This window comes from Xenorhabdus griffiniae, from assembly GCF_001028135.1.
GTDB lineage: Bacteria > Pseudomonadota > Gammaproteobacteria > Enterobacterales > Enterobacteriaceae > Xenorhabdus > Xenorhabdus bakwenae.
In genome coordinates, this window is the sequence record NZ_LDNM01000124.1 from 1 (window position 1) to 1,593 (window position 1,593).

General features: G+C 56.7%; 2 protein-coding genes and 1 pseudogene. All 3 read right to left on the reverse strand.

Annotation, left to right across the window (positions count from 1 at the left end; genetic code table 11):
* Nucleotides 1-911, reverse strand: a 911-nt coding sequence (locus AAY47_RS18060) for a baseplate J/gp47 family protein (RefSeq protein WP_047771678.1), incomplete at its 3' end; no start/stop codon positions are given.
* Nucleotides 911-1,261, reverse strand: a complete 351-nt coding sequence (locus AAY47_RS18065) for a phage GP46 family protein (protein ID WP_047770906.1) — start codon at nt 1,259-1,261, stop codon at nt 911-913. The genes AAY47_RS18065 and AAY47_RS18060, both read right to left, overlap by 1 nt.
* Before the next feature lie 64 nt (nt 1,262-1,325).
* Nucleotides 1,326-1,593 (reverse strand): annotated as a pseudogene (locus AAY47_RS18070) (phage baseplate assembly protein V); the annotation flags it as partial.

Sequence of the window (1,593 nt, forward strand, 5' to 3'; positions counted from 1 at the left end):
ATCAACGGCTCACCCGGCGCCAGCCGTCCTGCCGCATCGGTAATAACGTTCGTGATTTCCTGATTGGCGGCTTCCAGCGTGATGCCATCCAAAACGACTTCAATAACAAAATCCACCGGGCGCAATGCCGGTGCCAATACCAGTGAGCTTTTGGCGGTGACAGGGCGAACGTCGTCAATGTGGTCTTGCACCGCTTTAATAATGTCCGCTGACGGCAAGCCATTGGCGGAGGTGATCGCAATATCGACGGTGCCGAGGCCACGGCGTAACGGGTAAACAAAGGCGTTGGTGACACCGGGGACTTCCAGCGCCCAGCGGCGATAGTCGTATTTATTGCCACCTGCGGGCGGTCGGCGAATGATGTCGAGCAATCTCGCCAGCAGGCTGGCATTGGTTTCGGCCTCCGTGCCGCCTGCCAGTGTCTGGATAATGGCACGGCTGTTAATGCCCATCGGGGCACTGACCAGTTCGGCCTCCGCCGGTGATGACAGGTTGCCTGCGGCGCCGGATTGGTGGGTGATAATCGGGGCGGTTGCCTGTCCGTGCAGGTCAATCGTCACGGCGGCCGTCGTTTTAACTGAGACTGTTTCACCCCGTATTTCTGCACCGGCGGGTAAGATGGCCCCCGGTGAACCTGTCAGGCTGGCGATGCCTGTGGCGGTGGTGGCGGGTTTACGTGTCAGATTACGGGTACGGGCATGCAGTTCCAGATAGTCGCTGTCGGCGGTGTCCGGGAATATCTGGCGGACAATCCAGCCTTGATGCTGATAAATCCCCTCGGCCACGCTGGCCACGGATGATGCGCGGGCAAAATAATCACTGTCAGTGCTTGTATCGGCATCCGCCAGTTGATTCTTGATGTCCCGCAACAGGTCATCGCGGATTTGCTGAAATTCCGGGGTGATCCACATCAGGCGATTCTCACGGTGTGTTTGAAAATATGTGTCTGCTCTGCGGCATCAGTGACCTCAATCCAGAGCAGCGCCCGCTTGTGCTGGTCACGGTGTACCGTCACGCTGATTGATGCGGCACGGCCATCATCCAATATCGGCTGTAACGCCTGTTCAGCATACTGGCGCACCAGCCCATAAATGCGTGAGACGTCTTTTTCACGGGTCAGCTCGTGTAAACGGGAACCCAGCGCAGGGTCAGCCCAGTAACTACCCAATGGTGTCATGAGCCGCAGGTAAACCGCATTTTCCAGGCTGTTTGTTCGGGTGCCGGTATAGTCACCCGTTTGGGGATTTAATAATCTGTCCATGCTGCACAGTGTGGCAGCATGGGTAAATATCAGCAGTTGAGGGGGTTCAGCAGAAGATGTCAGGTTAGGGAATGGATGAGCCAGTATTGCCACCGTTATGGCCGTTCGGGTGTTTGTGGCCGCGCACTGAGATGTTACCCGCTTTAACGTCACCCGTGGTTTGGTAGCTGCCGGATGTCTGGCTGATATTACCCTCAAACGTAGCCCCTTGACCACCCCGGATCGCCATCCCTCCGTTACCGGTGATTTGCGCCATCGCGGTCAGTTGTTCGCTGGTCGTCACCATCGGGGTGTTAAAATCGGCTTTATTGGCCGCATTAACCTCAAATACG